We start from the raw sequence: 26,621 nt of genomic DNA on the forward strand, positions 1-26,621 counted from the left end.
ATGCAGGACTTCTTACAATTTCCGCTCATTCACACCATGGGAGCACCCCGGGCTCCCGGCATATGGAAATAGCAATACTGTTCGCCCTCATCCTGCTCAATGGCGTGTTCGCCATGTCCGAGCTGGCTCTGGTCTCCGCGCGCAAGACGCGCCTGCAGAAGCTGATCGATGAGGGCGATAGCGGTGCCATCGCGGCCGCCAAGCTGGGTGAGGACCCGACGCGCTTCCTCTCCACCATCCAGATCGGCATCACCTCGATCGGCGTGCTCAACGGCATCGTGGGTGAGTCAGCCCTGGCCAGGCCCCTGGCCGAGTGGCTGGCCGGGCTGGGCCTGCAGGCCCAGTACGCGGGCTACATCGCCACCGGGCTGGTGGTGGTGCTGATCACCTATTTCTCCATCGTCGTGGGCGAGCTCGTGCCCAAGCGCCTGGGCCAGAGCCACCCCGAGGCCCTGGCCCGCATCGTGGCGCGCCCCATCAACTGGCTGGCCCTGGCCACCAAGCCCTTCGTGCGCCTGCTGTCCATCTCCACCGAGGCGCTGTTGCGCGCGCTGGGCGTGAGGCAGCAGCAGGGCAGCGCCGTGACCGAGGACGAGATCCACGCCGTGCTGGCAGAGGGGACGAGCGCTGGCGTGATCGAGTCGCACGAGCACCAGATGGTGCGCAACGTGTTCCGCCTGGACGACCGGCAGATCGGCTCGCTCATGGTGCCGCGTGCGGACGTGGTGTTCCTCGACGTCCAGGCTTCGTTCGAGGAGAACCTGCAGCGCATCGAGGCGTCCGACCATGCGCGCTTTCCCGTGGCGCGCGGCGGCATGGAGGACATCCTGGGCGTACTCAGCGCGCGCCAGTGGCTGTCGCGCGCCGTGCGCGACGCGGCCGCGCGCGACCTGTCCACGCACCCGCTGCAGACGGCGCTGTACGTGCCCGAGACCATCAATGCCCGGGAACTGCTGGACAACTTCCGCCAGTCGGACATGCACATGGCCTTCGTCATCGACGAGTACGGCGAGGTGCAGGGCATCGTCACCCTGCAGGACCTGATCGAGGCCATCATCGGCGAGTTCCAGTCGCTGGACCCGGCTGATTCCTGGGCCGTGCAGCGCGAGGACGGCAGCTGGCTGCTGGACGGCCACATCCCCGTGCCCGAGCTCAAGGACCGCCTGCAGCTGTCCAAGCTGCCCGAGGAGGACCGCGGGCGCTACCAGACGCTCAGCGGCATGGTCATGCTGCTCACCGGTAGGCTGCCCAACGTGACGGACACCGTGCAGTGGGAGAACTGGCAGTTCGAGGTCATGGACATGGACGGTAAGACCATCGACAAGGTGCTGGCCACGCGCGTGCAGAGCGAGCCGCTGCAGCTGGACGGCCAGGGCGCGGCGGGCGATTGACACGCCTGCCTCCGGCAGCGCTCAGCTCCACAGGTCCAGCGGCGGATCGGCCACCAGGGCGCGCAGGATGTCCGAGCGAGCCACGAAGCCCTGCAGCATGCCGGCCTCGTCGGTCACTGGCAGGCCGCTCAGGCCGGTCTCCAGCATCGCCTTGGCCACGCGGCGCAGGTCCGTGTCGTCGGACACGGTGGGCGCCGGGCTTAGCATGACGTCGGTGATGGGCCGGTGCGCCTGCGCGAAGGTGCGCTTGATGCCATCCAGGTCGGGCAGCAGGTCCGCGCTCGCCATGTCGGAGCGGCGCAGCAGCCCCACCACCTGGCCCCGGGCGTCCACCACCGGCGCCTGCGACAGCTGCTCCAGCCGCAGGGCCTGCCAGGCATCCTGGATCGACATCGTCGCGGGCAGGCTGGAGACCTCGCGCGTCATCACGTCGCTGACCTGGGTCAGCGGGCGGCGCGCCTTCGGCCTCACCCTGCCGGTCTGCGCATAGGCCCAGGCCGCCTGCAGCTGGCGCATGGGCGGGGCGGAGGACGGCTCGGGGCCGGGCCGGTGCGCGGGCACGCCGGTCTCGGGCGATGGCGGCCGGGAGTGCGGCGACAGCGCCTGGGGGCGCTGCACACCGCTCACGGCCAGCACCTGTGGCAACTGGTGGGCTCCGCCCCGGTATATCTGCCCCGCCGGGCCGAACACAAAAAACATGGCCTCCTCCTGATTCCATGTTATCGGACGTGGGCCACTAAAATCGAGGGCTATGCTCGACATCCTCCTCCTTCGCAAAGACCTCGCATCGGCCGTCGCCCGGCTGGAAACCCGCAAGAAGCCCCAGGCCTTCCTGAACGTGGAGGCGTTCCAGGCCCTCGAATCCGAGCGCAAGACCATACAGACGCGCACCGAGGAGCTGCAGTCCCGGCGCAACCAGCTGTCCAAGCAGATCGGCCAGCTCATGGGCAAGGGCGAGAAGGACGCGGCCGAGGCCGCCAAGGCCCAGGTTGCCACGATCAAGGAGGAGCTCGACGGCTCCGCCGCGCGCTTGGAGCAGATCCAGTCCGAGCTGCAGGCCATGCTCGCCGCCGTGCCCAACCTGCCGCACGAGAGCGTGCCCGTGGGCAGCGACGAGGCCGGCAACGTCGAGGTGCGCCGCTGGGGCACGCCCCGCGACTTCAGCTTCGCCGTGAAGGACCACGTGGACCTGGGCGCGCCGCTGGGCCTGGATTTCGACATGGGCGCGAAGCTCTCGGGCTCGCGCTTCACTGTGATGAAGGGCCCCATCGCCCGCCTGCACCGCGCACTTGCGCAATTCATGCTGGACGTGCAGACCGGCGAGCACGGCTACACCGAGTGCTACGTGCCCTACATCGTCAATGCCGATTCGCTGCGGGGCACGGGCCAGCTGCCGAAGTTCGAGGGCGACCTGTTCGCAGCCAAGAAGGGCGGCCAGGAGGGCGAGCCTGTGCCCGACGATGCCCAGCTCTACCTCATCCCCACCAGCGAGGTGCCGCTCACCAACATCGTGCGCGACGAGGTGCTGGCCGAGAGCGACCTGCCCATCAGGCTCACGGCGCATTCGCCGTGTTTTCGCTCCGAGGCCGGCAGCTACGGCCGCGACACGCGCGGCATGATCCGCCAGCACCAATTCGACAAGATCGAGATGGTGCAGATCGTGCACCCCGACAAGAGCTACGAGGCGCTCGAAGAGATGACGCGCCATGCCGAGGCCATCCTGCAGAAGCTGGGTCTGCCCTACCGTGTGGTGAGCCTGTGCACGGGTGACATGGGCTTCGGCAGCGCCAAGACTTATGACCTGGAGGTCTGGCTGCCCGCGCAGGGCACCTACCGGGAGATCAGCTCGGTATCCAACTGCGAGGCCTTCCAGGCGCGCCGCATGCAGGCGCGCTTCAAGAACGCGCAGGGCAGGAACGAGCTGGTGCATACGCTCAACGGCTCGGGCCTGGCCGTGGGCCGCACGCTGGTGGCGGTGCTGGAGAACTGCCAGCAGGCCGACGGCAGCATCGCCATTCCCGAGGTTTTGCGCCCCTACATGGGCGGGCTGGAGCGGCTCGCGGCCTAAAGCCTGGTCGCCATGCGGCGCATCTAATCGATTTCGGAAATTACCCTTGTCGGCGCCATGATCGTTCGTGAGCGACCCTCCGGGCTGCGCTTGCTCCTGGTGCTGCGGGGCTCGGTGCTGCAGCGCATCCAGCGTTCCCTGCTGCTCAACATCGCGCTCGCGACCCTGGTCACGGCCGTGCATGGCAACCTGTTCAGCCTGAAGATCACGCTCACGCCCATTCCGTTCACGCTGATAGGCCTGCCTTTGGCGATTTTTCTGGGCTTTCGCAACACCACAGCGTACGACCGCTACTGGGAGGGGCGCAAGCTCTGGGGCGAACTGGTGCATCGCACCCGTTCGCTGTCACGCCAGTGCCTGGGGTGGATCGAGGGCGGCGGACCCATTGCCTCGGCGCGGCGGGACACTGATGTGCGGGTGCGCATCATCCATCGGGCGATCGCCTTCGCGCATGTACTTCGCATGCGGCTGCGCGATCAGCGCGACGAGGCGCTACTGCAGCAATGGCTGACCCCCACCGATTTCGATGCGGTGCGCGAGGCATCGGACCCGGCGAGCATGATTCTTCTGGACATAGGGCGCGACCTGGGGGAATGTGTGCGCACCGACCGGATCCAGCCCTGCCTGGCCGCCTCGATCGATGGCACGCTCTCGTCGCTGGCCGCCGTGGCGGCCTCGTGCGAGCGCATCAAGAACACGCCCATCCCCTTTTCCTACACCTTGCTGCTGCACCGCACGGCCTACATGTACTGCTTCTTGCTGCCGTTCGGCCTGGTGGATACCACGGGCTTCATGACTCCGTTCGTCGTGGGCATCGTCGCATACACCTTCTTCGGCCTGGATGCCCTGGGCGACGAGATTGAAGAGCCCTTTGGCCTGGAGAACAATGACCTTCCCCTGGACATGTTGTGCCGGTCGATAGAAATCAGCCTGCTCGAATCCCTGGGAGAGAAGGATTTGCCGGCACCTATCGAGGTCGACAACTTCCGGCTGACCTGAGCCGGCTTGGAGAGCGCCGGGCGCCCAGAATTTACTGCTAGAATCACAGGCTTCGGCACACAGGAGAGGTGGCAGAGTGGTCGAATGTACCTGACTCGAAATCAGGCGTACGTGCAAGCGTACCGTGGGTTCGAATCCCACCCTCCATTTCAAGGATTCATGACAGACGGGCCCGAGTGGCCCGTTTTGCATTTCTACCTTCTGCTTTATCTATCGCTGGGCATGGTGCAGGGGCTGTCTATCGCGTCCGAGCCAGACACGCCTTGCGGCTGTCCTGGTCTTTGATTGCGTAGCAGCGATCCCGTGATCCTTTAATTTCCGCCAGACACTGATTGCGGTTGTCACCATCCTTGATGCGGTAGCAATTTCCAGGGTCCCGCTTGACCTGCGCCAGACAGTACGCCCGCTTGTTCGCGTCCTTGATCGCGTAGCACTCCGAGGTGCCCGCCATGGCCTCCCCCATCCAGGCCACTGCGACTATGCAGAGCGGCACGAGGAGGCTACTTCTCACCCTGCTCCGGCTCATGCGCCCACCTCCGGACTGCCATCCATGGCCCGCGATGGCTGACTGAGGGCCACGTGGACGGTATGGTTTGGCTGAGATAGCTGTGCCGTGCGCACCGATGGCTTGGGTGGTGGCAGCAGACTCACGCCGACCACCATGGCCACCACGGCAGTGCCGTACCGCAAATTCCGTCCCGATGGCCCCACCCTCGCATCGAGCCAATGCCAGGGTCTGGAGATTAGCAGCAGCCCTGCCAGCCCAATCAGTACGAATGCAGTCCACTCGCCCATGACGAGTGCATTCAGGGAGAGCAGCAACAGGCACAGGGCGCACCACAGACGCACCCCTCGCTTCAGTTTCTGTTTCAGGTCGACAGTCTTGATGGGGTCGCTGGTTCCACGCAGCGCGTCACGGACCACCGACCATGCAGCCACGATCACGCTGACCATGGCGATCACAATCATCCCCAGCCAGACAAGACCTCCCACGGCCAGGAGGCCATCCAGCAGGCTCTTGCCCAGTGATTTTTCTTCGTCACGCATATCGACCCTCCAGTCAGTTTTGTGTTGGTGCTTTGCTATCGGAGCGATGACCGACGGTCATATTTCCTGCGCGGCGACCGAGGGCGTAGTCCGCCCAGTCCTGCATGAGCTGCTGCCGTTTGGCCAGGAGGTCACCACGCCGATACGCTGCCTCTACCTTGTTGCCGACCGTATGGGCCAGCGCCATTTCCGCCACCTCGTTCGGGTAGTCGGTCTGCTCCGCACACCAGTCGCGGAACGTGGAGCGGAACCCATGGGGCACAGCCTCCAACTTCAGGCGACGGAGTACCGCCGTGAGCGTCATATCCGAGAGCTGGCTACCCAGTTCAGGATCACGGCTGTTGGGGCTGGGGAATACATATGCCTTGCCCGAGGCGCGTCCTGCTGCGAGAGTGAGCGATTTCATTTCTTGCAGGAGTGCAATGGCCGCATCCGACAGCGGTACCCGATGGGCCTTGCTGGCCTTCATGCGTTCGGCGGGGATCGTCCACACCCGCGCAGCCAAATCAATCTCCTCCCAGGTGGCTCCGCGAACTTCTCCGGAGCGGGCTGCCGTCAGGATTAGGAACAGCAGGGCCTTGGCCCCCATCCCCTCCTGCCCCACCAATTGCTCCATGAATACTGGCAACTGCGCATAGGGCAGCGCCTGAAAATGCGTGGTCTTCGTCACCTTGCCCGGAGCGGGCAACAGCTTGTCCAGCAGCCCCTTCCAGCGCGCAGGATTGGAGTCGGTGCGGTAGCCCCGTGCAATGGCCCAGTCGATGACGGATTCGATGCGACCGCGCAGACGGGTAGCCGTCTCCGTCTTGCTGGACCAGATTGGCTCCAGCACCTTGAGCACCATCGCCAGCGAGATGTCCCGCACAGGCATCTTGCCCAGCACAGGGGTGGCGTACATATCGAGCGACCGCTGCCACTGCTGAGCGTGCTTGGCGTTCTTCCAGCCTTTCTCATGCGATGCGATATAGCGCTTGGCCGCTTCACCGAATGTCATGCTGGTGTGGATTTCCGCGACCAGACGGGCCCGCGCTCTGCGTGCATCCTCGATGGGGTCGATGCCCTGCGCCAATTTGGCACGGGCAGCGCGAGCAGCCTCCCGCGCATCGGCCAGCGTGACGGACGGATACGAGCCCAGACCCAGATCCCTTCGCTTACCTGCTACCTGATAGCGCAGCACCCAACTGCGCGAGCCGTACATCGTGACGTTGAGAATCAGGCCACGCACACCGCCGACATGGTTGGTGCCACGGCGCCAGAGGGCTGCGACCTGGGCCGCGCCCAGCTCTTTGCGAGGTTCGCGGGGGATCATGGCTGCACCTCCGCTGATGCAGGACACGGATAGCCAGGGGGCTCATAGATCAGTACCTGCCATTCGCACACCGAGGCACGAGAGAGGGCTGGAGCAGGGTCACCCCCATCCATGGCGATCAGCTCACTCTCGACGGCGCGAGTTCGACCCTCGGTGAGCCAGTCAGTCCAGGCCCGGTAGCGGGCGATCATCCCGGGGTCACGCTGATGGAGATAGACGACCTGCAGGGCTGCAGGCGGGTTGGGGGCAGTCAATGGGATTTCCTCCTTGACTGCCACTCTGGAGAATTTGGAGGGCTTGCGGGAAATTTCGATTTCATCGTCCCGGAACCCGCATGGGGCAAGGCGATGTTCTCTTCTCCCCAATTTTATTGAGTTGGTTGCTATCAATTCCATATCAATGACTCCTATGTCATTGATTTTCAATAGCTTTTTTCAGAGGCGGAGAGGGGGTGTCCGGAGCGGACAGGCTGTCTTGAGGGGCAAGACAGGGGACGAGTTTTCTTGCGACGCGAGACACGGAGGCTCCCCGGTGATGGGGAGCATGGAGGGGAGGGCAGCGGGTAGAGCTACCCGCCGTCTGTTCAGGCCAGTTCGTAGGGTTCCAGCGTCCAGCTATAGCTCAGGCCACGCGGGTGGCGCGGATGACCATTGGCCGTCAGTTCACCGAATCGGCGCCACTGAGGGTGGTATTTCTGCAGCCGCTGGAATAGCTCGTCCCGGGTCCGGTAGAGGTAGGGACGGTTCATCACCAGCTCACCCCAGGCTGCCCAGATAGTGGGAGTGGGGTACTGGGCGATGATCTTCTCGATTTCTTCCAGATTGCGCTCGCAGGCCATGGGAGCGGGCTTGGACGGCAGGTCTTGGGGATCGGTGGCCCGCACCGGGTAGAGGTTCAGCATGATGAAACTATCGAATCCGCATTGCTGGGCCACTTTCTCCACCTTGGTGACTGTGTTGTCCAGTTTCTCCTGAGTGGCGGTGCTGGGATTGAGGCCGATGGTGATGAGCGGACGCTTTCCGATCGTGCCCAGGGTGTAGCGCCACTGGTCGTCGTGCTCGGAGTGGTAGATCTCGTACATAGTGCCTTTCAGGTGCGTGATTTCTGTGTCTGCCCCAGCCGCTCCGGTGTAGGCATCAGATTATTTTGTACCACATATGCGGGTGCATAGAGTGGTCATGCAACGGACAGTCCCTGCCCATGACCAGGGACGAAGTATTGATCGCTGCGTTCGCCGACGAGCTTCGCTCCCGGCGTGCTGCGTTGCGTCTGTCCCAGGAGGAGTTGGCCCATCGCGCAGGCATCAATAGGACGTACATCGCCAAGTTGGAACTGGCGCGCAATCAGCCTACATTGACTGTGTTGCTGCGCGTGGCTGAGGCGCTGGAGGTGCCGCTTCCAGAGTTGATTGCTGGGGCTCTTGTTCGGCGGTAGTGGCGTGCGTCCGGTCTGGTGTGAATTGCCCACTGGTGGATTAGTCAGCCGTGGGGCGCAGAGGGCTGCATCAGTTATCTCCAGGGTCAATGGAGCGCGCTTTCGCTTGCTGCCTTACCCGGCGCCCCGCCCGGCAGCCCGGAGTTTCGGGCGGGAGTGTTTCATGATCTGTTCTGCGTGATTTGAGGCCGTTGGTCACTGTTTCGCGAGTCCGCTTTCCCTATACCCCAGCCCCCGCCCGCCCCGCCGTCCCCGTAGGGGACGGGCGGGCGGGGGCGGGTATGTGGTGGCGGGACATGGTTTCCGAGGGGGCGCGGCACGAGCCGTCACGCTGGTCTGATGCCACTGGATTCATTGAGGTCAGGGCGGTACTTACGCGGGTTTCGTGGGGGCTGTGACTATGGGGGTAGCGGGCAGGTTCTTCGTGCAGCTCTTTGGTACCACTCTGTACGACTTCGGTGCCATCATGCGCTGGTGGCTCGCCGTTTGCTCAGGCTCCAGTTCTGCGTTTGGGTATCTGCTGCCGTCACTCGCCCGGGGATTCCTGTCCCGGGTTTATCCGTTTGCGCGTTACCCAGTAGCTTCCACCCCAGCCCGACTCCCCCCCGCCCCCCCTTTCAGGGGGGAGCGGGCGGGGGGGAGTCGGGGCGGTGGAGATTTGGATGTGCCCTGATGCCCGTTCCGAGATTCGGCTAGAGGTAGTCGATGATGTTTGATGGCTGCAGTTTGGGTTAGCGACTTCCCCGGGATGTAATTGGATTTCGACTGCCCACCCCGCCCGGCCCCGTAGGGGCATGAGGGCGGGGGGGGCAGTCGCTGATCGGCCATCAACAACTCACTCCAGAGCTTTCAGAGACAGCAATGGTCAGCGCAGAAAGCCCAGTTGGAACACCATGGGTCTCAGTTTGTCTGTCAGCGCCTGGTAGGCCTGCTCAAAGGGAGCGAAGTTCACCGGGGCAGTGTCGCCGCCTTCGCTGCGAGCCTTGAGCGCGTTGCGGATCTGGTACCAGCCCACGTCAGGGCGGTTGAGTTTGTATTCGTCGCGCACGGTGCGCACGTCGGTTTGGGCAAAGTATGCCTGCCATAGCGTCCGCCCGGCATCGAGCACAGCCTGGGCTTCGGATGTCAGGGTTTTATCGGCCAGGTACTGCACCATGAAGTCGGACTCGAAGCGGTCGGGAGCGCCCACCTCGGTTTCGGTGAAGGGGATGAAGTGGTTGACCAGGGACCACGTTCTGCCATTCCATTTGAGGCCGTTGGCACCGGCGGTGAGGTTACCGCGATTGAACAGCGTCCAGATCAGGCAATCGGTTTGGAACACGTCGGTCAACGGTTCAGTGGGCTGGAGAAACTGGTCACGGTCATTGAGCCAAGTGGGGCGAACCAACTTTCGCACGGAAAAGACCGTGACGGCCTGAAGCAGGTTTTCGTGTGTTATGAAAAAACCGCCGGCATGGCCAATACTGTGAACGGAGGAGAAGATGGCGGTTTGCTGCTCGGCGTGTTGCAGATCGTTACCGCCTATGAGAACGTGCCCAATCGCCCCGTCTGACCACTTGGTGCGGCGCACTCCTTCTGTCTTGGTGATGGGCGTGGTGGCATTGATTAATGGCAGGGCATCCTCGTCGTTTGGCTTTTGCCGTCCGATCCAATTGGTGAGCAACTGCGCATTGGGAACATTGCAATACAGTTTCTGCCCAATGGCCTGTGCGCTCTTGTCCAACACTTCCACCGCAATTTCCGTGATGGGCGTCTTTTGACTAGCGGCTTGGTCCGTCTTCCAAATCAGGAAACCAATCGGGAATTTGCCATTCAGGCCATCAAATGCCTTGTTGTGGATGACAAATCCACCTTGGTACTGGGCGTTCCAAGTCAGTCGAAATTTCTCGAAGTTGGGCGCGTTCACGTACTTCATGGTGCTGAACATGGCGACCGTTGCCGTGGGCATCTCGATGGCGATGCGGGCCAGAAACTGCGCGAACAGTTCCCGCGACGCATAGCCGTAGTGCGTCATGCTGTCGCCCACCCGCGTGGTGGCCACACCGGTTTTATTTTCCGTTCCAAGCGAGACTTCGGTGTTGCCACGGTTTGTCGCCTCCGCATACGGCGGGTTGATAAGCACCAGAATCTTTTTCCCCGCAGCAATCGCATCGCGCAGCCCCTGGGGCACCTTGTTGCTCAGGCTGTAGTCGATCTGGCCGTCGTCGGTGATGTCGTCGTTCAGATAGTCGTACTGGAAGCGCTGCGCGGCCACACAGGTCTTGGTGGCCTTCATCACATCCACGTCGGCCTGGTCTAGCGTGCTCATGTAGATGTTGCGGGGGTTGCTGTGCTTGACCTCCAGGTTACCCACGCCGCAGCACATATCCCAGACGATGTACTCGCGCTGCCAGTTCTTGCCTAACGTTTCGGCCAGTTTGTCATAGGCCTTGTCCACCACATGCAGCGGTGTGTAGTACGCGCCTTTGAAGCTGCGTTCATCCAGTGGGATGAGGCTGTCGCGGCGCTCCAGCAGGTAGTCGCGGTATTCGCTCTTGGGCGGGCGGTGGTAGATGGCCCAGAAACGCCGGTAGCCTTCCTTGCTGCCCAACTCGTACATCTTGCCGCCCAGGCTGAAAACTGGCGCGCCGTTTTTGTGCAGTAATTCAGCGGGCAGGTTGACGTGGGTAGAGACGGTGCCGTCATGCATGATGTCCGCGAAGAACAGCAGCGCATAGTCTTCCTCGGCCACTCCGGTGATTTCGCGGCCAATCATGTCCACCCACTTGTCAAACACCTGCTTCAGGTTGTCCGGCGTAATCTGGGTGCGGATGATGTCGCCGCTTTTGATGGCGGCCTTCACCGTGCTGATGAATTCTTCTTCGTGCGTTGAAATCTTGAACGACACGAAGTGGGTACCGATGTGGGCTGATATTTCGTCCAGCGCCTCCTGGGTGTACTGGCTGGCCGACTTGCCCCATTTCACCGTTTTCTTGGCGAGGAAGGGCAGCACGTCTGTGCTCTTCATCAGCGCCGCTTTCTCGGTATCGATCACAGCCAGCAGAGGCGGCACCTTCTCGCCCTGGTTCAGCGCCACCTGCACGTAATGCAGCAGTTGGGTGAACATGGCATAGCTGGAGTGTTTTCCGGTGTCCTTGGCCTCGAACCAGATCTCATTGGTCTGGATGTCGATCAGGCCTTTTGTGTAGCCTTTGAGGCCCAGTGCCTTGATGTAGGCGTCTTTGACGTCTTCTTCGCTGCGGGCTTGTTGGAGTTGTGTGTAGAGGCTCATGGTTGGTCGGCACGGCAGAATTTGCCGATCAATTTTTCGTGAAGTTAATGGGGCTGGCTTGACATAGGGTGAATCAACCAGATTGCCGTAGCCAGTAACCAGTCGTATTGTTGACGATCAACACCGGGGATGTGAGGCAGTAATGGACTGATTGGCGACAGTCATGACCGCCTCATCATTCTGGAGATGTCGTGCCACTGCGACCCCCCTCCAGGCCCCTTAGGAGGAGGGGGCGAGGGCGGCATGTTACGAGCCGATGGAGAGCATGCCGCTATCGTTTTTCAGCAATCGACCGGCTTCGATCAGCGCATCAATCGCTTCCCGCGCCCGGGTCGAGCGATTCTTGGTAGGAATCGCAGCGAATGCTGCCTTGACGACATCCAGCGCTTCGTCATGGCTGATCTTTTCCAGCGGTTCACCGTTGAGGCCGTTTTGCATATGCAGCTTCAATGAAACGAGGGCTTCCTTCTGCTGAGGCGTCAGAGCAGTTGCATTCGCGGCCTTCTCTACCTCCGGCGATCCCTCCACTTCGGTGAGTGCTGGGCCGACCACGGGCAGGCCGTAGTCATCCTCGCCCAAGGCAATGTTCTCGATGGTGAAGTAGTACTTCTTTCCACCAGGCCCCTGGCGAGTCTTGACCAGTTCGACCATCCGCATGCCTGACTCCGTCTCATCCACCATCAGGCAGGTATCGAGGGCCGCATAGAGGCTGGAGTGGCCCCGTGGCCCGCGCTCCTTGGCCTTGCCGGTGTGGTGGGTGAGCACGACAGCTGCCCCTGTCAGATTGATGAGCAGGTTGGCATGCGCGATCACCATCCCCATGTCGGTGGAGAGATTCTCGTCACTGCCGGGTGTGGCGCGGTTCAACGTGTCGATGAAGATCACATCCACGCCACCAGCTTGATTGACGTGGTTTGCGAGGTCTTCGACGGAATCCCTGTCATTCAAGCGCCACGGCCGCGTCAGGAACATGGCGTCTGGTGCGGGAAATGACCACCCGGGATGGTGCTGTTCAATCGCCTCCAGCCGGGGCTTGAGGTCGCCTTCCAGATTGACGTACAGCATGCGAGCGCGCTTCGGAATTGAGTGTCCGAATACCTCTTGCCCGTTGAGCAAAGCCGCGCCGAGGTGCAGCTGGAACACTGATTTACCACTGCCAGATGGCCCCGCGATCATGACGAGTTGTCCCTTGCTGATCAGTCCATGGATGAGTGGGATCGAGGATGGCTCGGCCTGCACATCGGCGCGGGTGAGCAAACCAAATTCCCGTGCCTGTTTGGGCAGTTGCACCGCATCGCGGGGATCGCTGTCTACCTCGTCATTGCTCGGTTCAGACTCGGGCAGGTTGGGCTCAGGTTGAGGCACCTCGTCTTGGACCGTTGCAGGCGTTTGGGCCTCGACTGCGACAGGACACGGTTCACCTACCTCCGTGCTCGACGTATCGCAAGATGCCTCTGCGTCCCTTGCATCCTCAGAGATATCTTCGTTGTTTCGCCCCAGGATTTCGGCCACCAGAGCTTTTGCCGATGGGCGCGAGCGACTGCTGATCGGTCGGTTAGATGCGGCAAGTTCAGCGGCCTCCTGTTCCTTCTGCCGTGCAGTGATTGCAATTGCGGCGGCTTGGATGCGGTCAGTTTCGGTGTTGTCCGCGAGATTGACGTTAGAGTTCGTCATCGGTGTTTCCTAGTACATTTCTGGAGAGGCGTTCGCAGGGTGCTGGGATGCAGGCATTCGGTTACCTTGCCTCCCAGGCATCTGCGACATGCGGGTATGGATGGGGCTCGGGCCCATCGAGAGACAGGTCAGGCTTTCTTGCCTGGGCGTTTCCGAGCATGGGCTTGCGCACGGGCTTGATTGCGCTTTTGCGCCGCCCGCTTGCTTGCCCCGGCTTGATCGACGGGCGGGGTAGTGATGCGACGTTCCATCCGCCACAGCCGGTCGCCCACTGTGTCCACGCGATCCATGAGGTCGCGCTGCACGGCGATCTGCTGCGTCAGCAGTTGGTTTTGCTGCATGACACAGGCGGTCAGCAGAGAGAGGGTGAATTGATCTTCGTAGATCATGATTTGCTCCTTGTGGTGCCAGGAGACAAAGGGCCCCTGACTACCTATAAGTGCGAAATCAAAATTGATAGCAGCCCTCTCAACCCCCCAAAACTGCCAAAAATCGTGCCCAAATTTTCAGTGCGTTGAAAAATATGTATTTGAATCAATGACTTATGATGCTATATACATAATTTTCATATTGAATCACATTCAAATAAATTGATATCAATTTGGTAGCCAATCGGGAGGATTGAGGTTCACTCAATCGAAATTTGGCATTAGTGATGTGAGTGTGCATTCGCATCTGTTGAGGGTTCATTGCCTCGTTTTTGTGCTTCAAGGTTGGTGCACTTGTCTCGCAGACGGGACAGACTCAGCCAGGGAGAGCGACTGTGGGTAGCGCGATGGGGAGAGGTGCGGGACTGACCGCTATGCGACGCCGGAGAACCGGCTGCGGAGGTGGTGGGGGCCTTTGATGCTCCGATGGGCAGGCCCCTTGTGGCAACATCATCAGGAGACGGCGGATGTAGCCGTTCCTATCTTCAGGTAATCATGAACCTCACAGAGATCACCCGCGCAGAGATCGCATCCCCGTCAGACCTGATGACCTGGGCCGAGCATTTAGAGCGCCTGAATATTGAGCAAGGGCCAATGCTCTTCAGAGGGCAAGCCGAGACTTATGCAAACCTTCAGCCAACATTGGCCCGTGCTACCCAGGGTGGCGCCTATGACGTTGCCGCGTTGTTGGAGCGGCGACTGATTACGAATTTCAGGACGCACTATCGTGACCTCAAGACATTGCCTGCTGATATGCCATCGGCTGATGATGTTGGGGCGCGATCGGATGTAGACGTGCTGAGTCTTATGCAGCACTACGAGGTACCGAGTCGGTTACTTGATTGGTCCGCGAGTGTGTGGGTGGCCGCATATTTCGCGTGTGCGTCCAGCGCCAGCAAGGATGCAGAGCTTTGGTTTGTGGATAGCTCACTACTTGACTTGACGCCAGATGAACTGCCAGCGTCGGCAGTGCGGGAGCGCATTGCCGCCTCGATTGGCGGACGCCCTGCTGAGTACCACCCGAGATGGGGGATGCCGTTACTAGCGGTAGTCGAGCCCGCGTCCAATGCGCGCCTCGCAGCTCAGCATGGGCGATTGACGGCAAGCGACAATGCAACTGTTGACCACGCCCAGCTCCTTTGGAGGCTCGCTACCTTACGTCACGGAAATGAGCGTACAGGTCAGTCGTTTGGTCGTCACATCATCCGGGCCAGCCGCAAGCGAGACATCTTGAGATTTCTGTCCGAGGAAAAGGGCGTGAGTGCGAAATCTCTGTTTCCGGACATCGTCGGCCTCGGGCGGTTCCTACGATGGGAGTTTGAGGCGCTACGGACTGAGCTGTATTAGGGCGCTCTCCTGCATTTTTTTTCTCACCTCAGAGCCCATAGCCCTTGCCCTTTAGGGCATGTCGTTATGCTTCGGCCACTGCCCACGCTCTTTCAAGGTGTAGACGGGGTAGCGGGTGGATTTCCACCGCTCCAGCTCGATCCCACAGACTTCGCAGTCAGCTGAGTCGTCATCTTTGACCGGAACCTGGTGGTGCTTCACGACATAGATCGAGCCACACTGCGGACACTGTTTCTCCGCGCCCTCACTGATTGCCCAGGTCGCCATGATCCATGCTCGGTAGTTGCGTTAGGCATAGCTTAGCCGCTTATCCGAGAGTAGTGACAACCCATCAGCTTACCCATTGCACCGTTGCTCAACGGCTCGGGCTCGGGCCTGGCCGTGGGCCGCACGCTGGTGGCGGTGCTGGAGAACTGCCAGCAGGCCGACGGCAGCATCGCCATTCCCGAGGTTTTGCGCTCCTACATGGGCGGGCTGGAGCGGCTCGCGGCCTAAAGCCTGGTCGCCATGCGGCGCATCTAATCGATTTCGGAAATTACCCTTGTCGGCGCCATGATCGTTCGTGAGCGACCCTCCGGGCTGCGCTTGCTCCTGGTGCTGCGGGGCTCGGTGCTGCAGCGCATCCAGCGTTCCCTGCTGCTCAACATCGCGCTCGCGACCCTGGTCACGGCCGTGCATGGCAACCTGTTCAGCCTGAAGATCACGCTCACGCCCATTCCGTTCACGCTGATAGGCCTGCCTTTGGCGATTTTTCTGGGCTTTCGCAACACCACAGCGTACGACCGCTACTGGGAGGGGCGCAAGCTCTGGGGCGAACTGGTGCATCGCACCCGTTCGCTGTCACGCCAGTGCCTGGGGTGGATCGAGGGCGGCGGACCCATTGCCTCGGCGCGGCGGGACACTGATGTGCGGGTGCGCATCATCCATCGGGCGATCGCCTTCGCGCATGTACTTCGCATGCGGCTGCGCGATCAGCGCGACGAGGCGCTACTGCAGCAATGGCTGACCCCCACCGATTTCGATGCGGTGCGCGAGGCATCGGACCCGGCGAGCATGATTCTTCTGGACATAGGGCGCGACCTGGGGGAATGTGTGCGCACCGACCGGATCCAGCCCTGCCTGGCCGCCTCGATCGATGGCACGCTCTCGTCGCTGGCCGCCGTGGCGGCCTCGTGCGAGCGCATCAAGAACACGCCCATCCCCTTTTCCTACACCTTGCTGCTGCACCGCACGGCCTACATGTACTGCTTCTTGCTGCCGTTCGGCCTGGTGGATACCACGGGCTTCATGACTCCGTTCGTCGTGGGCATCGTCGCATACACCTTCTTCGGCCTGGATGCCCTGGGCGACGAGATTGAAGAGCCCTTTGGCCTGGAGAACAATGACCTTCCCCTGGACATGTTGTGCCGGTCGATAGAAATCAGCCTGCTCGAATCCCTGGGAGAGAAGGATTTGCCGGCACCTATCGAGGTCGACAACTTCCGGCTGACCTGAGCCGGCTTGGAGAGCGCCGGGTGCCCAGAATTTACTGCTAGAATCACAGGCTTCGGCACACAGGAGAGGTGGCAGAGTGGTCGAATGTACCTGACTCGAAATCAGGCGTAGTGGCAACACTACCGTGGGTTCGAATCCCACCCTCTCCGCCAATATTGCACAAGGCTTGCTGCCATTCATCGGGCAGCAAGCCTTTTTTGTTTCCATCGGCCGCACGCACGCAATTCGTCCTGCCATCATCTGGGCCGTAGACATCGGAGGGCGGCCTTGTTCCGAAGCGCAGGCGCAAACAACGTGGCAGGCACCGGGGCGGTGTTGCTCGGTGCCTCGTGCATCGCGGCGGCCTTGGGTGCCGCGGCGCATCATCCGCTCGCACCGGTACTGGCCCTGTCTCTGCTATCCGCGATCGCGGCCTGGACCGTGTCGCGGCCTGCCGATCTGTGGTGCGTGCTGCCGGCCCTGCTGCCTGTGGCCAGCTTCACGCCCTGGTCGGGCTGGTGGCTGGTGGATGGGTCCGACCTGCTGGTGCTGGGGGCCATGGGCGGGGCCTACCTGCGCTGGGGCGTGGATGCATGGCGCGGCCCTGCGGCGACGTTCGCCCGAACGCCGTCGGGCATGCACTGGATGTACGTGGTGTTGCCGCTGCTGCTGCTGCTGGGCGTGTGGCGCGGTCTGGACGATGCGCGCGGCGCCGCATCGTGGGCCACACTGCTCGCGCAGCTGTGGAGCCAGGGGCCCTACGGGGACTACGACTTGCCCAGTAATACGCTGCGCGTGGCCAAGAGCCTGGCGTGGGGGCTGCTCCTGATGCCCGTCCTGTACCGCTGGCCCCAGGGCGCGCCGCTGCGGTTGGCGCGGGGCATGGTCGCGGGGCTGCTTCTGGTCTGCGCCGGCGTGCTGTGGGAACGGGGCCTCTATGTGGGATGGGTGGATTTCGGCACCAACTATCGGACCACGGCGTGGTTTTGGGAAATGCACGTCGGAGGTGCCGCGATCGATGCCTACCTGGCCATGGCCCTGCCGTTCGCATGGTGGGCGGCCTGGTCCGCCCCCCATGGCTGGCGTTGGTACGCGGCGGCGGCGCTGGTGCTGCTGTCCACCTATGCGGTGCTCACGACATATTCCCGCGGCCTGTATCTGGCGGTGCTCATCACCGGGGTGGCCCTGGGCGCGTTGGTGCGCCGCTACCATTTCGACGTCCCGGATGACACGGCATGGCACCGCAAGGCAATGGTGTGGCTGCTGGCTGCGTTGGTCGTCGAAACCATGGGGGTCTGGCTCGGCGGGGCGTTCATGTCGGATCGCCTAGTCCGCTCGAACGTGGATCTGCATCAACGCATGGACCATTGGAAGCGTGGTGTGGGTCTGCTGCATACGCCCGGCCAATGGATTCTGGGACTGGGCGTGGGGCGCCTGCCGGCGCACTACAGCACGCAAACCACCGAAGGTGCGCTTGCAGGCCGGGTGCGCTGGCTGCAAAAGGCCGACGGAAGCACCGAAGCCTGGCTTTTCGGCCCCATGCGTCCCGGCGTTAAGGGTGAACTGGCGCTCGCGCAGCGCGTGGCGCTGGCGCCCGGCGGTGGCTACAAGGTTCGTCTGCGCGCGCACCTGGACTCTCCGGCGTGGGTGAAGGTCCAGCTGTGCGAGCAGCATCTGCTGTATGTCTCTCGCTGCCAGCTTCGCACGCGCCAGTTGTCTGCCGACAGCAGGACCATCGATGGCTGGATGGAACTGCCCCTGCTCGGCCCTGCTTTTGAATCGAACGGCATCCTCTCCGCCTGGAGAGGGGGAGTGCTTTCCATCAAGGTCCTGCAGGCCAATGCGTCCATGCGCCTGGAGGGGGTGGAACTGATCGACCCTCAGGGCCGGCAGGTGCTCAGGAATCCGGTTTTCGCGCGCGGCCCGAGCCACTGGAGCAGCGTTGCGTACGAGAACTTCCTGCCCTGGCACATGGACAACCTGCTGCTGGAATTGCTGGTGGAGCGTGGCCTGCTCGGCCTGCTGGCATTGGCGGCAGTCGTCGTGTGGGCTCTCCTGCTGCTCGCGCATGGCATCAGGAGCCACAAACCGCTGGCCTTGATCGTGGGCGGTTCCATCGGCGCCGCTCTTCTGATAGGTGCAGTGGTAAGTATCATTGAAATTCCACGTGTATCCACTATGCTTTGGTTGTTGCTTGTCGTATCACCGTTGGTGCGCGAGGACTAGCCAGCCTCGGGTGTGACGGGGTTGGCGGCGATGGGCCCATTCCTTCAGATAGGACGGCTGCAAGGGGGCTGGATCGTATTTCTGGTTTGGTGCACAGAGGATTGGCGTCCAGGGTTTCGGCGGAGAGAGATTTTTGTCTCTTATGTTTCACATCCGACGTTCGGATATTGCAGGGAACAGCAATGTTCAAGATTTTCAATCATTATTTCCGCCGGAGAACGATTCTGCAGGTCATCATGTATTCAATGGTGATCGTGAGCACCTTGATCGTTTCGCTGGCGCTGCAGGGCGGGATGGGGGTTTTCAATGGGGCAGTGATTTCCTCGGGAGTGATTCGCGGGGGGGTAATGGCCATCGGGATCATTGGTGTGAACTTCGCGCTCGGCCTGTACGATCGCCCCGGAAAGCTGACTATTGGCCAGGTGCGGGCCCGCGCCGTATTGTCTTTTGTCCTGTCCATGATCATCGCGGGCAGCATCCTGCTGCTTCTGCCGCTGCAGCCCCCTTATCAAAATGAGCAGACCCTGATCGCGCTGCTGCTTATTGTCGGTGGCATGCTGGTCATGCGTTTGCTTGGAAATGAAATGCTCCCTTCCTCATATACCCGGCAACGGGTATTGATTTATGGGACGGGAGGACGAGCATCCATTGTTGGGCAATCCTTGCTTGAAAATGATCCGAGCATCGAATTGATCGGATATTTTCGTGGGCCGCAGGAGAAGGGCCCTGTTATTCAAGGGCTGAACATCATTTCTCCCGGGAAGACGCTGACTGACGTGGTGCGGGAGCAGCGCGTGAATGAGATCGTTGTGGCGCTGAGCGAGCGCCGGGGTGGCAGCATGCCACTGCGGGAACTGCTCGACTGCAAGCTGCAAGGCATTCGCGTGATCGACCTGGCTACCCATTTCGAGCAGCTTCTGGGGCAGATCCATCTGGAGGCGGTTTCCGCAGGGTGGCTGATTTTTGGGGATGGCTTCAAGCAAGGGCTTGTCCGCTCGGTCGTCAAGCGGCTGTTCGACATCCTGGGATCCGGCATTTTGCTGCTGCTGTCTTCCCCGGTGATGCTGGTGACGGCGCTCCTGATTTTCATCGAGAGTGGCAGGCCGATTTTCTACCGGCAGGAGCGCGTCGGGCTTAACGGGGATGTTTTCGATGTCATTAAATTCCGCAGCATGCGGCAGGACGCGGAGAAAGACGGAACGCCGCGCTGGGCAGGTGCCGGGGATACGCGGGTGACACGTGTCGGGAAAATCATTCGCAAGATGCGAATAGATGAATTGCCGCAGCTATTCTGCGTGCTCAAGGGGGATATGAGCCTGGTAGGGCCCAGGCCCGAGCGTCCTTATTTCGTGGAACGCCTTACGCTGGACATCCCATACTATGCCCTGCGGCACGGAATCAAGCCCGGGCTTACCGGATGGGCGCAGGTGCGCTACCACTACGGTGCGTCGATCAAGGATGCGGAGCAGAAACTGCAGTACGACTTGTACTACGTCAAGAATCACTCGTGGTTTCTGGATCTGATCATCCTGTTCGAGACCGTGGGTGTCGTCCTCACCGGCAAGGGCGCCCAGTAGGGCTGGTTTTGCCTTGGCTTGCGCCGTCCTGCAGGGTCAGGGGTGCGGGCGGGGAAGCAGCAATTGAAATTCAGCGCCTACGCCGCTGCTGCTGTTCACCTGGACCCGTCCACCATGGCGTTGCACCACGGTCTGCACCAGTGCCAGGCCCAGGCCCACGCCGCCCACGCCGGGATGGCTGCCTTCGTGCAGGCGCTTGAAGGGCTGAAATAGATTGCCCTGCAACTCCGGTGCGATGCCCGGGCCCTGGTCGCGCACGGATATCACCCAGTAGGCTCCCTCGGATGCCAGTGCGCAGCGGACCGTGCTGCCGGCAGGGCTGAACTTGATGGCGTTGCCTAGCACGTTGGCGATGGCGCGGCAGATCAGGCTGCGGTCGCCATGGCAGGGCGCGGCGTCGGGCAGGGTGGCCGTGTGCACCTCGACGCCATGTTCCTGCGCAGCGGCCCATGCGCCGTCCACGGCCTCCTCTAGGGCGGCCGCCAGGTCGAAGGGGGCGCTCTGGTAGGTCTGGGCCTGGGCGCCGGCCAGTTGCACGAAGCCCTGCGCCATGGCCAGCGAGGATCGGGCATAGCGCTCCATGCGCGCCAGCAGTTCCTGTTGCGGCAACTGCTCGGGGAATTCGCGGTGCATCTCGATCAGCGTGAGGATGGACGCAATCGGTGCGCGTATGTCGTGCGAGATGAAGTGCAGCGCCTGGTCGCGCTGCTGCTGGGCGCGGCGCATGTCGGTCAAGTCCACCAGGGTGACGAGCCAGATGGTGTTGCCGTCCTGGGTAAAAGGCTTGCACAGCATGAGCATGTCGCGTCCGTACGCATCCCGGCCTTCCTGCTGTGGCGGGATGGCGTCCATCTGCTCCCCATTCCGCGGCAGGAGGGGGGCGTTTCCATGGGGCTGCACGAGGCCGGCCAATAGGCGTCCGATCGCCTGGCCCTGCAGTGAGTATCGCGCCTGCACGTAGCGCTGCGCCGCCTCGTTGGCAAGGGTCACGTGGCCCTGGGCATCGCACACGAAGGTGGGCGAGGGCAGGTGCTGCAGGCTGTCGCTGACGAAATGGTGCAGTCTGCGCAGCCTGCGTGCGGCGTCTTCCACGGCGTGGATGCGCTGTTCGAGCACGTCGCCGCGCAGCAGTGGGCGCGGAGGCTCTTCGGGGAGGGGAGAGAGCCCGGCCTCTCGCAGTTCGCGCATCTCCAGCTGCAGGAAATACGCGGCCGCACTGAGCCTGCGCCAGCTCCACAAGGGGTACGCCATGGTCACGCCGACCATGGCCGGCGCGGCGGCAAGCTGCCATCCCGACAGTGTTGGCGCGAGCGCCGCAGCAGCCAGGGTGCCGATGAAAAGGGCGGTGCAGGACATCAGGCCGGCCAGCGGCCCCAGCAGCACGATGGCCAGCAGCGCCAGCACCGTGGGCGCGAGGTTGAAGCCCATCTCCCAGCCCCTGGGTGCTGGCCGGATGTGCGATTGCGCAAGCTCGGCATTGAGCGCATGGGCAATCATCTCCACCCCGGCAATGCGCTCCGCCTGCGACGCCATGGGCGCGGCGAACATGTCTCCCAGCCCGGTGGCGCTGGCCCCCACGAGGACGTATTTATCGCGCAGCGCACCGGCCGGCAGCCGGCCCTTGAGTACATCGATGTAGGCGTAGGTGGTGAATGCGGGCTGCCGCCCCCCTGCAAAGCGCAGGATCTGCAGGTCCCGGCGTGCCCAGGGCCCGCCGGCGGGCGCCGCGTTGCCGCGGCAGTCCGGCAGATCCCGGCCTGCGGCGCACAGCATCGCCGTACTGAAATGAGGCCAGAGCGCGTCCTGCGGGCCTTCGGTGCGGTACAGGCTGCGTGCCACGCCGTCGGGGTCCACCTGGACCTGCACATGGCCCAGTTGGGCGGATGCGCGGCGCAGCAGCGCCAGCGGCGCATCGGCCGCGCTGCGCGAGCCAAGGTCGCGCCGGGCTACAGGCAGCACGGCGCGGCCGCTGCGCTCCAGTGCTCGGGCCAGCAGCAAGTCATCGCCTGGATAGTCGGCGTCTTCCTCGCCGAACAGGATATCCAGTCCCAGGGCGCGCGGCGATTGCGCGGAGATCTGCTCGATGAGCTGCGCATGCAGCGCGCGGCGCCAGGGCCAGCGGCCTATGGCTTCGATGCTGCGGTCGTCGATGGCGACGATGACGATATCCGGATGCGCGGGAAGCGCATTCAGGCGCATGCCTGCGTCCTGCACCAGATGGTCGATGCGGCGCAGCGTGCCGCTGGCGCACAGCCAAGTCACCAGGCACAGCAGGGCCAGCGACAGCATAACCCATTCGCGGCGCAGGTTGGCGCGGCCGCCGACCTCCGAGAAGGGCTTCATCTCATGGGGCCCGGGCGCAGGGCGGTGTACCGTCGGCCGCTCAGGGGCGCGACAGCGGCTGCCCGTCGGAGGACGTCACGGGCAAGCCCGACTGCGTTTGCACGGCCGCCTGCACGCGCAGCAGGCGTGGCGTGGAGAAGCCGCTTTCCAGGCCCGAGGGGTCGCGCGTTTGTATGCGCACGAAGTACGCGCCCGGCGCCAGGCTGGTGGAGGCCCATGCGGGCGTGTCCAGGCGCTCGTCCACCAGCGGCGCGGCGAAGTCGTCGGTGGCCGCGACCTGCAGGCGATAGCTCTGGCCCGGTTTGCCGGGCCAGCGCAGTTGCAGGCCCGGGCCGTCGCCGCCGGACTGCAGGGCGGCGGCGCTGGGCGGGCTGGGGTTGTCGGCCACCGTGAAGGGCTGCCCCGGGGCGTAGGGGCCCTGGTCGCTGGCTCCGCCAGGCAGCTCGCGCACGCTGGCCGCGCGCCAGTAGTATTGGCCCGGCGCCAGCGCAGCCACCGGCGCGCTGCACTGCTGGGCGCTGGTTTTGTCCAGCAGCGGTGCCGCGAAGCCCGCATCGGCGGCCACTTGGATGCGGTAGCGTGCGACGCCGGCCACGGGGGTGCACAGCAGCTCGCCCTGTGCGCGCGATACCGTGCCACCCGGCGCCGGGCTCTGGTACAGCGGCGCAACCGGGTGCGCCTTGATGGTGAGCATGCGTTGCGCCACCTTGCCTGGCAGGCCGCTGTCGTCGACCGCGCGCACCGACAGGTGGTAGCTACCATCTTCGAGAGCCGGCAAGCGCACCTGGGGCGCGCCGAAGGTGCCGCTGCGCAGTGTCTCGGTGAAGTCCGCATCGCGTGCGACCTGCACCTGGTAGGCCACGGCGCTGGCCACCGGTGCAAGTGCGAGGGTGAGGAAGTCGGCGTCGTGCACGGAGGTCGGCAGGCCGGAGAGGTCGGGCGCCGGCAGCAGTGCGCGCGGCGTGCCGACCCGGCCATCGGCCGCCACGACCACGCCGTGGCCTGCGTCCAGCAGCGTCGCAGCCGTGGGCGCGGCGGCGAGCAGTGGCTCCACCGAGAGCGCGCCTGCGGTCACGGCCGCGAGCGTGCGCTCGTCCTGCGTCAGGGTGACGGCGAAGCGCGTGCCGCGCACGCTGGTCGATGCCTTGGGCGTGCGCACCTGGAAGCGCCGCGCGCCGTCGCGGCTGGGGGGCACGGAGGATTCCACGCTGCCGCGGCGCAGTTCCAGCACGGACTGGGCATCGCCCGCGCGGCCGCGCCGCCGCAGTTGCTGCAATTGCAGGTCAGTGTCCGCCTGCACGCGGATCAGCGTGCCGTCGGCCAGGCGTACGGTGACGAAAGAGTCCGGCGCCACCTGCAGGCGCGCGCCCTCATCCAGGGATTGGCCGGGCTGCAGCGGCGCGGCGCTGGCGCCTGCCGGGGGCGTGGCGCTCGCCTGTCCGTGCACGAAATCCACCTGGGCGGAACCCGCGGGCAGCAGCTGGGCCGGGATGCGCAGCACCGAGCCTGGCCGCAGCTGGCGGGGATCGGCCACATGGTTGTGGGCCTGCAGCTGCGGCCACAGCCGCGGGGTGTCCAGGTAGTGTACGGACAGGGCCTCCAGCGTGTCACCCGGCCTCACTAGGTGTTCGAGGTCCTGTGTCGTGGCATATGCGCCGCAGTGGGCTGTTGCGGCCCAGATGGCCAGCGCCATGGGGGCTGCATGGCGTACCGGCGCCCGTCGTGCCTGTGAAGTGACCAAGTCGTGAATCTCCCTCGAAGCGTTGTCGCGCGGCATCCGGCCCTGGCGGACAGGGTGCATCCGCATGCATATTACCTACCGGGACGGGGCGCCGCCTTCGGGCGCTGCCTCGCCGGGGATCGGTTGGACGGTCTCGAAGCGGTATCCCACGCCGTAGACGGCGGTGATCATGTACCCGTTGGAAGGGCGCAGGTCCAGCAGGCTGCGCAGGCGCGAGATGTGCGTGTCCAGCGAGCGCGAGATGACCTCGGCGCTGTGGCCCCAGATGATTTCGCGCAGGTGGTCGCGCGAGAGCAGCCGCCCGATGTTCTGGAACAGGAATAGTGCCAGCTCGTATTCCCGTGCCTTGAGCTCCACGGGCACGCCATCCATCTCCAGGCTGCGCGTGGCGGGCAGGAAGCGGTAGCGGCCGAATTCCAGCACGCCCTCCCTGGTGCTGCTCGGGTAGGCGCGGCGCAGCAGCGCCTGTATGCGGGCCATGAGCTCGCCCACGCGCACGGGCTTGACCATGAAGTCGTCGGCGCCGCAGGCCAGGCCTTGCACGATGTCGCGCTCTTCCTGGCGGTTGGTGACGAATAGAATGGGCAGCTCGGCCCCCAGGTGCTGGCGCACCCAGTCCACGATCTCCGGGCCCTGGATGTCGGGCAGCTGCCAGTCCATGATCAGCAGATCGAAGGTCTCGCGCCGCAAATCCTTGAGCAGGGCTGCGCCCGTCGCGTAGGTGTGGCAGACATGGCCCATGTCTGCCAAGGCGCGGGTGAAGAGTTCGAGCTGGAGCGTATCGTCGTCCAATGCCGCAATGCGCATGGCACTCCTTGCAGGCGGGGGTATTGCGAATCTGGAAAACCGCCACCCGCGACCCCTTCGGGTGGTGGCTGATGAGCGGTCGTTAAAACGCGCCGATCGTAGATTCTAATAGTTTTTGACTTCCATTGGCCAGTGGGCAAGCGATGGAAGCTATCAATCCGGAGATGCGACGCTCCGCTCAGGTATTGGCGGTGTCGGCCAGCGCCTGCAGCGCGGCGGACACCTCGCCGGCGTCCACGCCTGCCACCGGTGCCAGCTGCGGCGCCAGGGCCTGCAGGGCGCCTGCCTCTTTCTGCAGGCGGGCGATGGCTTGGCCGGCGTCGCGCGGCGCGGCGAAGCCGGTGCTCTGCAGCAGCAGCCGGCCGTCGGCTGCCACGAGCTTGAAGTAGAACTTACCGTCCGCCTCGCGGTACTGCTTGAACGCGGGCAAGGCGGCCTTGCCGGCTTTCTGCGCGCCCTGGGCCTGGGGCTGCGCCGCGCTCAGGGGGCGCAGGCCCACGGCGGCACGCAGCGTCTGCAGGAAGGGGCGGGCGATGGCGCGGGCGCGCCCGGCGCCGATCTGCAGCGCTGCCTCGACCTTCTCGGGGTGGGCCATCAGGTCGTCGTAGCGCGCGCGCATGGGGGCGATTTCGCGGTCGATGCACTCGAACAGCATCTGCTTGGCGTCGCCCCAGGCGATGCCGTCGGCATATGCGCGGCGCATGGCGGCGGTCTGCTCGGGCGTGGCGAAGGCCTGGTAGATCTGGAACAGGGCCGAGCCCTCCGTTTCCTTGGGCTCGCCCGGCGCGCGCGAGTCGGTGACGATGGAGCCTATGAGCTTCCTGAGCTGCGCGGGCGCGCAGAACAGCGGGATGGTGTTGTCGTAGCTCTTGCTCATCTTGCGCCCGTCCAGGCCGAGCAGCGTGGCCACGTTGTCCTCGATGGCGGCCTCGGGCAGCGTGAAGTGCTCGCCGTACAGGTGGTTGAAGCTGGCGGCCATGTCGCGCGCCATCTCGATGTGCTGGATCTGGTCGCGGCCCACGGGTACCCGGTGGGCGTTGAACAGCAGGATGTCGGCCGCCATCAGCACGGGGTACATGAACAGGCCGGCGGTGACGCCGTCGTCGCTTTCGCGCCCGGCCTCGGCGTTCTTGTCTTGCGCGGCCTTGTAGGCGTGGGCGCGGTTGAGCAGGCCCTTGCCGGTCACGCAGGTCAGGAACCACGTCAGCTCGGGGATCTCGGGGATGTCCGACTGGCGGTAGAACGTGACCCGCTCGGGGTCCAGCCCCGCAGCCAGCCAGCTGGCGGCGATCTCCAGCGTGGAGCGGTGCACGCGCTCGGGCTCCTGGCACTTGATGAGCGCGTGGTAGTCGGCCAGGAAGTAGAAGTTCTCCACCCCGGGTTCGCGGGTGGCGGCGATGGCCGGGCGCATCATGCCCGCGTAGTTGCCCAGGTGCGGGGTGCCGGAGGGCGTGATGCCGGTGAGGAAGCGTGTGGTGGTCATGGG

21 protein-coding genes and 2 tRNA genes are annotated in these 26,621 nt (G+C 63.6%); 11 read left to right on the forward strand and 12 right to left on the reverse strand.

From position 1 onward, the window contains the following. Nucleotides 1-62 precede the first annotated feature (62 nt). A complete protein-coding gene (locus ALIDE2_RS05360) occupies nucleotides 63-1,391 on the forward strand; it encodes a hemolysin family protein (RefSeq protein WP_013721570.1) in 1,329 nt (442 codons plus the stop codon). A 21-nt stretch (nucleotides 1,392-1,412) separates the two neighbouring features. On the opposite strand, the gene ALIDE2_RS05365 is transcribed toward ALIDE2_RS05360, so the two are convergent. Next, nucleotides 1,413-2,090, reverse strand: a complete 678-nt coding sequence (locus ALIDE2_RS05365; RefSeq protein WP_013721571.1) for a CBS domain-containing protein — start codon at nucleotides 2,088-2,090, stop codon at nucleotides 1,413-1,415. A gap of 52 nt (nucleotides 2,091-2,142) precedes the next feature. Between ALIDE2_RS05365 and serS the strand changes: the two genes are divergently transcribed. From serS to ALIDE2_RS05380, 3 genes are all read left to right on the forward strand, one after another. Next, entirely contained in the window at nucleotides 2,143-3,459 is a 1,317-nt protein-coding gene (gene serS / locus ALIDE2_RS05370) for a serine--tRNA ligase (RefSeq protein ID WP_013721572.1), read from the forward strand. Between the two features lie 57 nt (nucleotides 3,460-3,516). Next, entirely contained in the window at nucleotides 3,517-4,458 is a 942-nt protein-coding gene (locus ALIDE2_RS05375; protein WP_013721573.1) for a bestrophin family protein, read from the forward strand. Nucleotides 4,459-4,520: 62 nt separating this feature from the next. Continuing rightward, a tRNA-Ser gene (locus ALIDE2_RS05380) sits at nucleotides 4,521-4,605 on the forward strand. 375 nt (nucleotides 4,606-4,980) lie between these two features. Here the strand turns inward: ALIDE2_RS05380 and ALIDE2_RS05390 are convergent. From ALIDE2_RS05390 to ALIDE2_RS05400, 4 genes are all read right to left on the reverse strand, one after another. Then, entirely contained in the window at nucleotides 4,981-5,505 is a 525-nt protein-coding gene (locus ALIDE2_RS05390) for a hypothetical protein (protein WP_013721575.1), read from the reverse strand. Between the two features lie 13 nt (nucleotides 5,506-5,518). Next, on the reverse strand, nucleotides 5,519-6,814 hold the full coding sequence (locus tag ALIDE2_RS05395) for a tyrosine-type recombinase/integrase (protein WP_013721576.1): 1,296 nt from the start codon (nucleotides 6,812-6,814) through the stop codon (nucleotides 5,519-5,521). After that, nucleotides 6,811-7,209 carry a hypothetical protein gene (locus tag ALIDE2_RS24910; RefSeq protein WP_148262959.1) on the reverse strand — a complete coding sequence of 133 codons (399 nt, stop codon included), beginning with the start codon at nucleotides 7,207-7,209 and terminating at the stop codon, nucleotides 6,811-6,813. The genes ALIDE2_RS05395 and ALIDE2_RS24910 overlap by 4 nt, the downstream gene beginning before the upstream one ends. A 188-nt stretch (nucleotides 7,210-7,397) precedes the next feature. Next, nucleotides 7,398-7,895, reverse strand: a complete 498-nt coding sequence (locus tag ALIDE2_RS05400) for a DUF1643 domain-containing protein (RefSeq protein WP_013721577.1) — start codon at nucleotides 7,893-7,895, stop codon at nucleotides 7,398-7,400. A gap of 119 nt (nucleotides 7,896-8,014) precedes the next feature. Between ALIDE2_RS05400 and ALIDE2_RS05405 the strand changes: the two genes are divergently transcribed. After that, complete coding sequence (locus ALIDE2_RS05405) at nucleotides 8,015-8,248, forward strand: helix-turn-helix domain-containing protein (RefSeq protein ID WP_013721578.1); 234 nt, start codon at nucleotides 8,015-8,017, stop codon at nucleotides 8,246-8,248. Nucleotides 8,249-9,113: 865 nt separating this feature from the next. On the opposite strand, the gene ALIDE2_RS05410 is transcribed toward ALIDE2_RS05405, so the two are convergent. From ALIDE2_RS05410 to ALIDE2_RS05420, 3 genes are all read right to left on the reverse strand, one after another. Beyond that, the gene (locus ALIDE2_RS05410; RefSeq protein ID WP_013721579.1) at nucleotides 9,114-11,519 is read right to left on the reverse strand and encodes a hypothetical protein; all 2,406 of its coding nucleotides are present in this window, start codon (nucleotides 11,517-11,519) and stop codon (nucleotides 9,114-9,116) included. A gap of 246 nt (nucleotides 11,520-11,765) precedes the next feature. Next, a complete protein-coding gene (locus ALIDE2_RS24050) occupies nucleotides 11,766-13,193 on the reverse strand; it encodes an AAA family ATPase (RefSeq protein WP_081471069.1) in 1,428 nt (475 codons plus the stop codon). A 128-nt stretch (nucleotides 13,194-13,321) separates the two neighbouring features. Next, on the reverse strand, nucleotides 13,322-13,582 hold the full coding sequence (locus tag ALIDE2_RS05420) for a hypothetical protein (protein WP_013721581.1): 261 nt from the start codon (nucleotides 13,580-13,582) through the stop codon (nucleotides 13,322-13,324). 534 nt (nucleotides 13,583-14,116) lie between these two features. On the opposite strand from ALIDE2_RS05420, the gene ALIDE2_RS24215 reads away from it, so the two are divergent. From ALIDE2_RS24215 to ALIDE2_RS05445, 6 genes are all read left to right on the forward strand, one after another. Beyond that, nucleotides 14,117-14,968, forward strand: coding sequence for an FRG domain-containing protein (locus ALIDE2_RS24215; RefSeq protein ID WP_013721582.1), 852 nt, complete (start codon nucleotides 14,117-14,119; stop codon nucleotides 14,966-14,968). Between the two features lie 351 nt (nucleotides 14,969-15,319). Next, nucleotides 15,320-15,463, forward strand: coding sequence for a hypothetical protein (locus ALIDE2_RS24915; RefSeq protein ID WP_202190505.1), 144 nt, complete (start codon nucleotides 15,320-15,322; stop codon nucleotides 15,461-15,463). A gap of 57 nt (nucleotides 15,464-15,520) precedes the next feature. Further along, on the forward strand, nucleotides 15,521-16,462 hold the full coding sequence (locus ALIDE2_RS05430; protein WP_013721573.1) for a bestrophin family protein: 942 nt from the start codon (nucleotides 15,521-15,523) through the stop codon (nucleotides 16,460-16,462). 62 nt (nucleotides 16,463-16,524) lie between these two features. Next, nucleotides 16,525-16,614 (forward strand) — tRNA-Ser (locus ALIDE2_RS05435). A gap of 142 nt (nucleotides 16,615-16,756) precedes the next feature. Further along, nucleotides 16,757-18,667, forward strand: a complete 1,911-nt coding sequence (locus ALIDE2_RS05440) for an O-antigen ligase family protein (RefSeq protein ID WP_238530104.1) — start codon at nucleotides 16,757-16,759, stop codon at nucleotides 18,665-18,667. A gap of 182 nt (nucleotides 18,668-18,849) precedes the next feature. Next, nucleotides 18,850-20,244 (forward strand): TIGR03013 family XrtA/PEP-CTERM system glycosyltransferase, encoded by a 1,395-nt coding sequence (locus ALIDE2_RS05445; protein ID WP_013520158.1) that lies wholly within the window; start codon nucleotides 18,850-18,852, stop codon nucleotides 20,242-20,244. Between the two features lie 36 nt (nucleotides 20,245-20,280). On the opposite strand, the gene ALIDE2_RS05450 is transcribed toward ALIDE2_RS05445, so the two are convergent. The 4 genes from ALIDE2_RS05450 to ALIDE2_RS05465 form a co-directional block, all read right to left on the reverse strand. After that, entirely contained in the window at nucleotides 20,281-22,587 is a 2,307-nt protein-coding gene (locus ALIDE2_RS05450; RefSeq protein WP_013520157.1) for a CHASE2 domain-containing protein, read from the reverse strand. Nucleotides 22,588-22,627: 40 nt separating this feature from the next. Beyond that, a complete protein-coding gene (locus ALIDE2_RS05455) occupies nucleotides 22,628-24,280 on the reverse strand; it encodes a FecR family protein (RefSeq protein WP_013721584.1) in 1,653 nt (550 codons plus the stop codon). A gap of 123 nt (nucleotides 24,281-24,403) precedes the next feature. Next, the gene (locus tag ALIDE2_RS05460; protein WP_013721585.1) at nucleotides 24,404-25,135 is read right to left on the reverse strand and encodes a response regulator transcription factor; all 732 of its coding nucleotides are present in this window, start codon (nucleotides 25,133-25,135) and stop codon (nucleotides 24,404-24,406) included. A gap of 178 nt (nucleotides 25,136-25,313) precedes the next feature. Continuing rightward, complete coding sequence (locus ALIDE2_RS05465; protein WP_013721586.1) at nucleotides 25,314-26,618, reverse strand: tryptophan--tRNA ligase; 1,305 nt, start codon at nucleotides 26,616-26,618, stop codon at nucleotides 25,314-25,316. Between the last annotated feature and the right edge of the window lie 3 nt (nucleotides 26,619-26,621).

It is taken from the genome of Alicycliphilus denitrificans K601, from assembly GCF_000204645.1.
Taxonomy (GTDB): Bacteria; Pseudomonadota; Gammaproteobacteria; order Burkholderiales; family Burkholderiaceae_C; genus Alicycliphilus; species Alicycliphilus denitrificans.

Bases quoted from the DNA above. Each gene is read 5' to 3' on its own strand.
- ALIDE2_RS05360 (WP_013721570.1), top strand. From the start codon at position 63: ATGGAAATAGCAATACTGTTCGCCCTCATCCTGCTCAATGGCGTGTTC.
- ALIDE2_RS05365 (WP_013721571.1), bottom strand. From the start codon at position 2,090: ATGTTTTTTGTGTTCGGCCCGGCGGGGCAGATATACCGGGGCGGAGCC.
- serS (WP_013721572.1), top strand. From the start codon at position 2,143: ATGCTCGACATCCTCCTCCTTCGCAAAGACCTCGCATCGGCCGTCGCC.
- ALIDE2_RS05375 (WP_013721573.1), top strand. From the start codon at position 3,517: ATGATCGTTCGTGAGCGACCCTCCGGGCTGCGCTTGCTCCTGGTGCTG.
- ALIDE2_RS05390 (WP_013721575.1), bottom strand. From the start codon at position 5,505: ATGCGTGACGAAGAAAAATCACTGGGCAAGAGCCTGCTGGATGGCCTC.
- ALIDE2_RS05395 (WP_013721576.1), bottom strand. From the start codon at position 6,814: ATGATCCCCCGCGAACCTCGCAAAGAGCTGGGCGCGGCCCAGGTCGCA.
- ALIDE2_RS24910 (WP_148262959.1), bottom strand. From the start codon at position 7,209: ATGGAATTGATAGCAACCAACTCAATAAAATTGGGGAGAAGAGAACAT.
- ALIDE2_RS05400 (WP_013721577.1), bottom strand. From the start codon at position 7,895: ATGTACGAGATCTACCACTCCGAGCACGACGACCAGTGGCGCTACACC.
- ALIDE2_RS05405 (WP_013721578.1), top strand. From the start codon at position 8,015: ATGACCAGGGACGAAGTATTGATCGCTGCGTTCGCCGACGAGCTTCGC.
- ALIDE2_RS05410 (WP_013721579.1), bottom strand. From the start codon at position 11,519: ATGAGCCTCTACACACAACTCCAACAAGCCCGCAGCGAAGAAGACGTC.
- ALIDE2_RS24050 (WP_081471069.1), bottom strand. From the start codon at position 13,193: ATGACGAACTCTAACGTCAATCTCGCGGACAACACCGAAACTGACCGC.
- ALIDE2_RS05420 (WP_013721581.1), bottom strand. From the start codon at position 13,582: ATGATCTACGAAGATCAATTCACCCTCTCTCTGCTGACCGCCTGTGTC.
- ALIDE2_RS24215 (WP_013721582.1), top strand. From the start codon at position 14,117: ATGAACCTCACAGAGATCACCCGCGCAGAGATCGCATCCCCGTCAGAC.
- ALIDE2_RS05430 (WP_013721573.1), top strand. From the start codon at position 15,521: ATGATCGTTCGTGAGCGACCCTCCGGGCTGCGCTTGCTCCTGGTGCTG.
- ALIDE2_RS05445 (WP_013520158.1), top strand. From the start codon at position 18,850: ATGTTCAAGATTTTCAATCATTATTTCCGCCGGAGAACGATTCTGCAG.
- ALIDE2_RS05450 (WP_013520157.1), bottom strand. From the start codon at position 22,587: ATGAAGCCCTTCTCGGAGGTCGGCGGCCGCGCCAACCTGCGCCGCGAA.
- ALIDE2_RS05455 (WP_013721584.1), bottom strand. From the start codon at position 24,280: ATGGCGCTGGCCATCTGGGCCGCAACAGCCCACTGCGGCGCATATGCC.
- ALIDE2_RS05460 (WP_013721585.1), bottom strand. From the start codon at position 25,135: ATGCGCATTGCGGCATTGGACGACGATACGCTCCAGCTCGAACTCTTC.
- ALIDE2_RS05465 (WP_013721586.1), bottom strand. From the start codon at position 26,618: ATGACCACCACACGCTTCCTCACCGGCATCACGCCCTCCGGCACCCCG.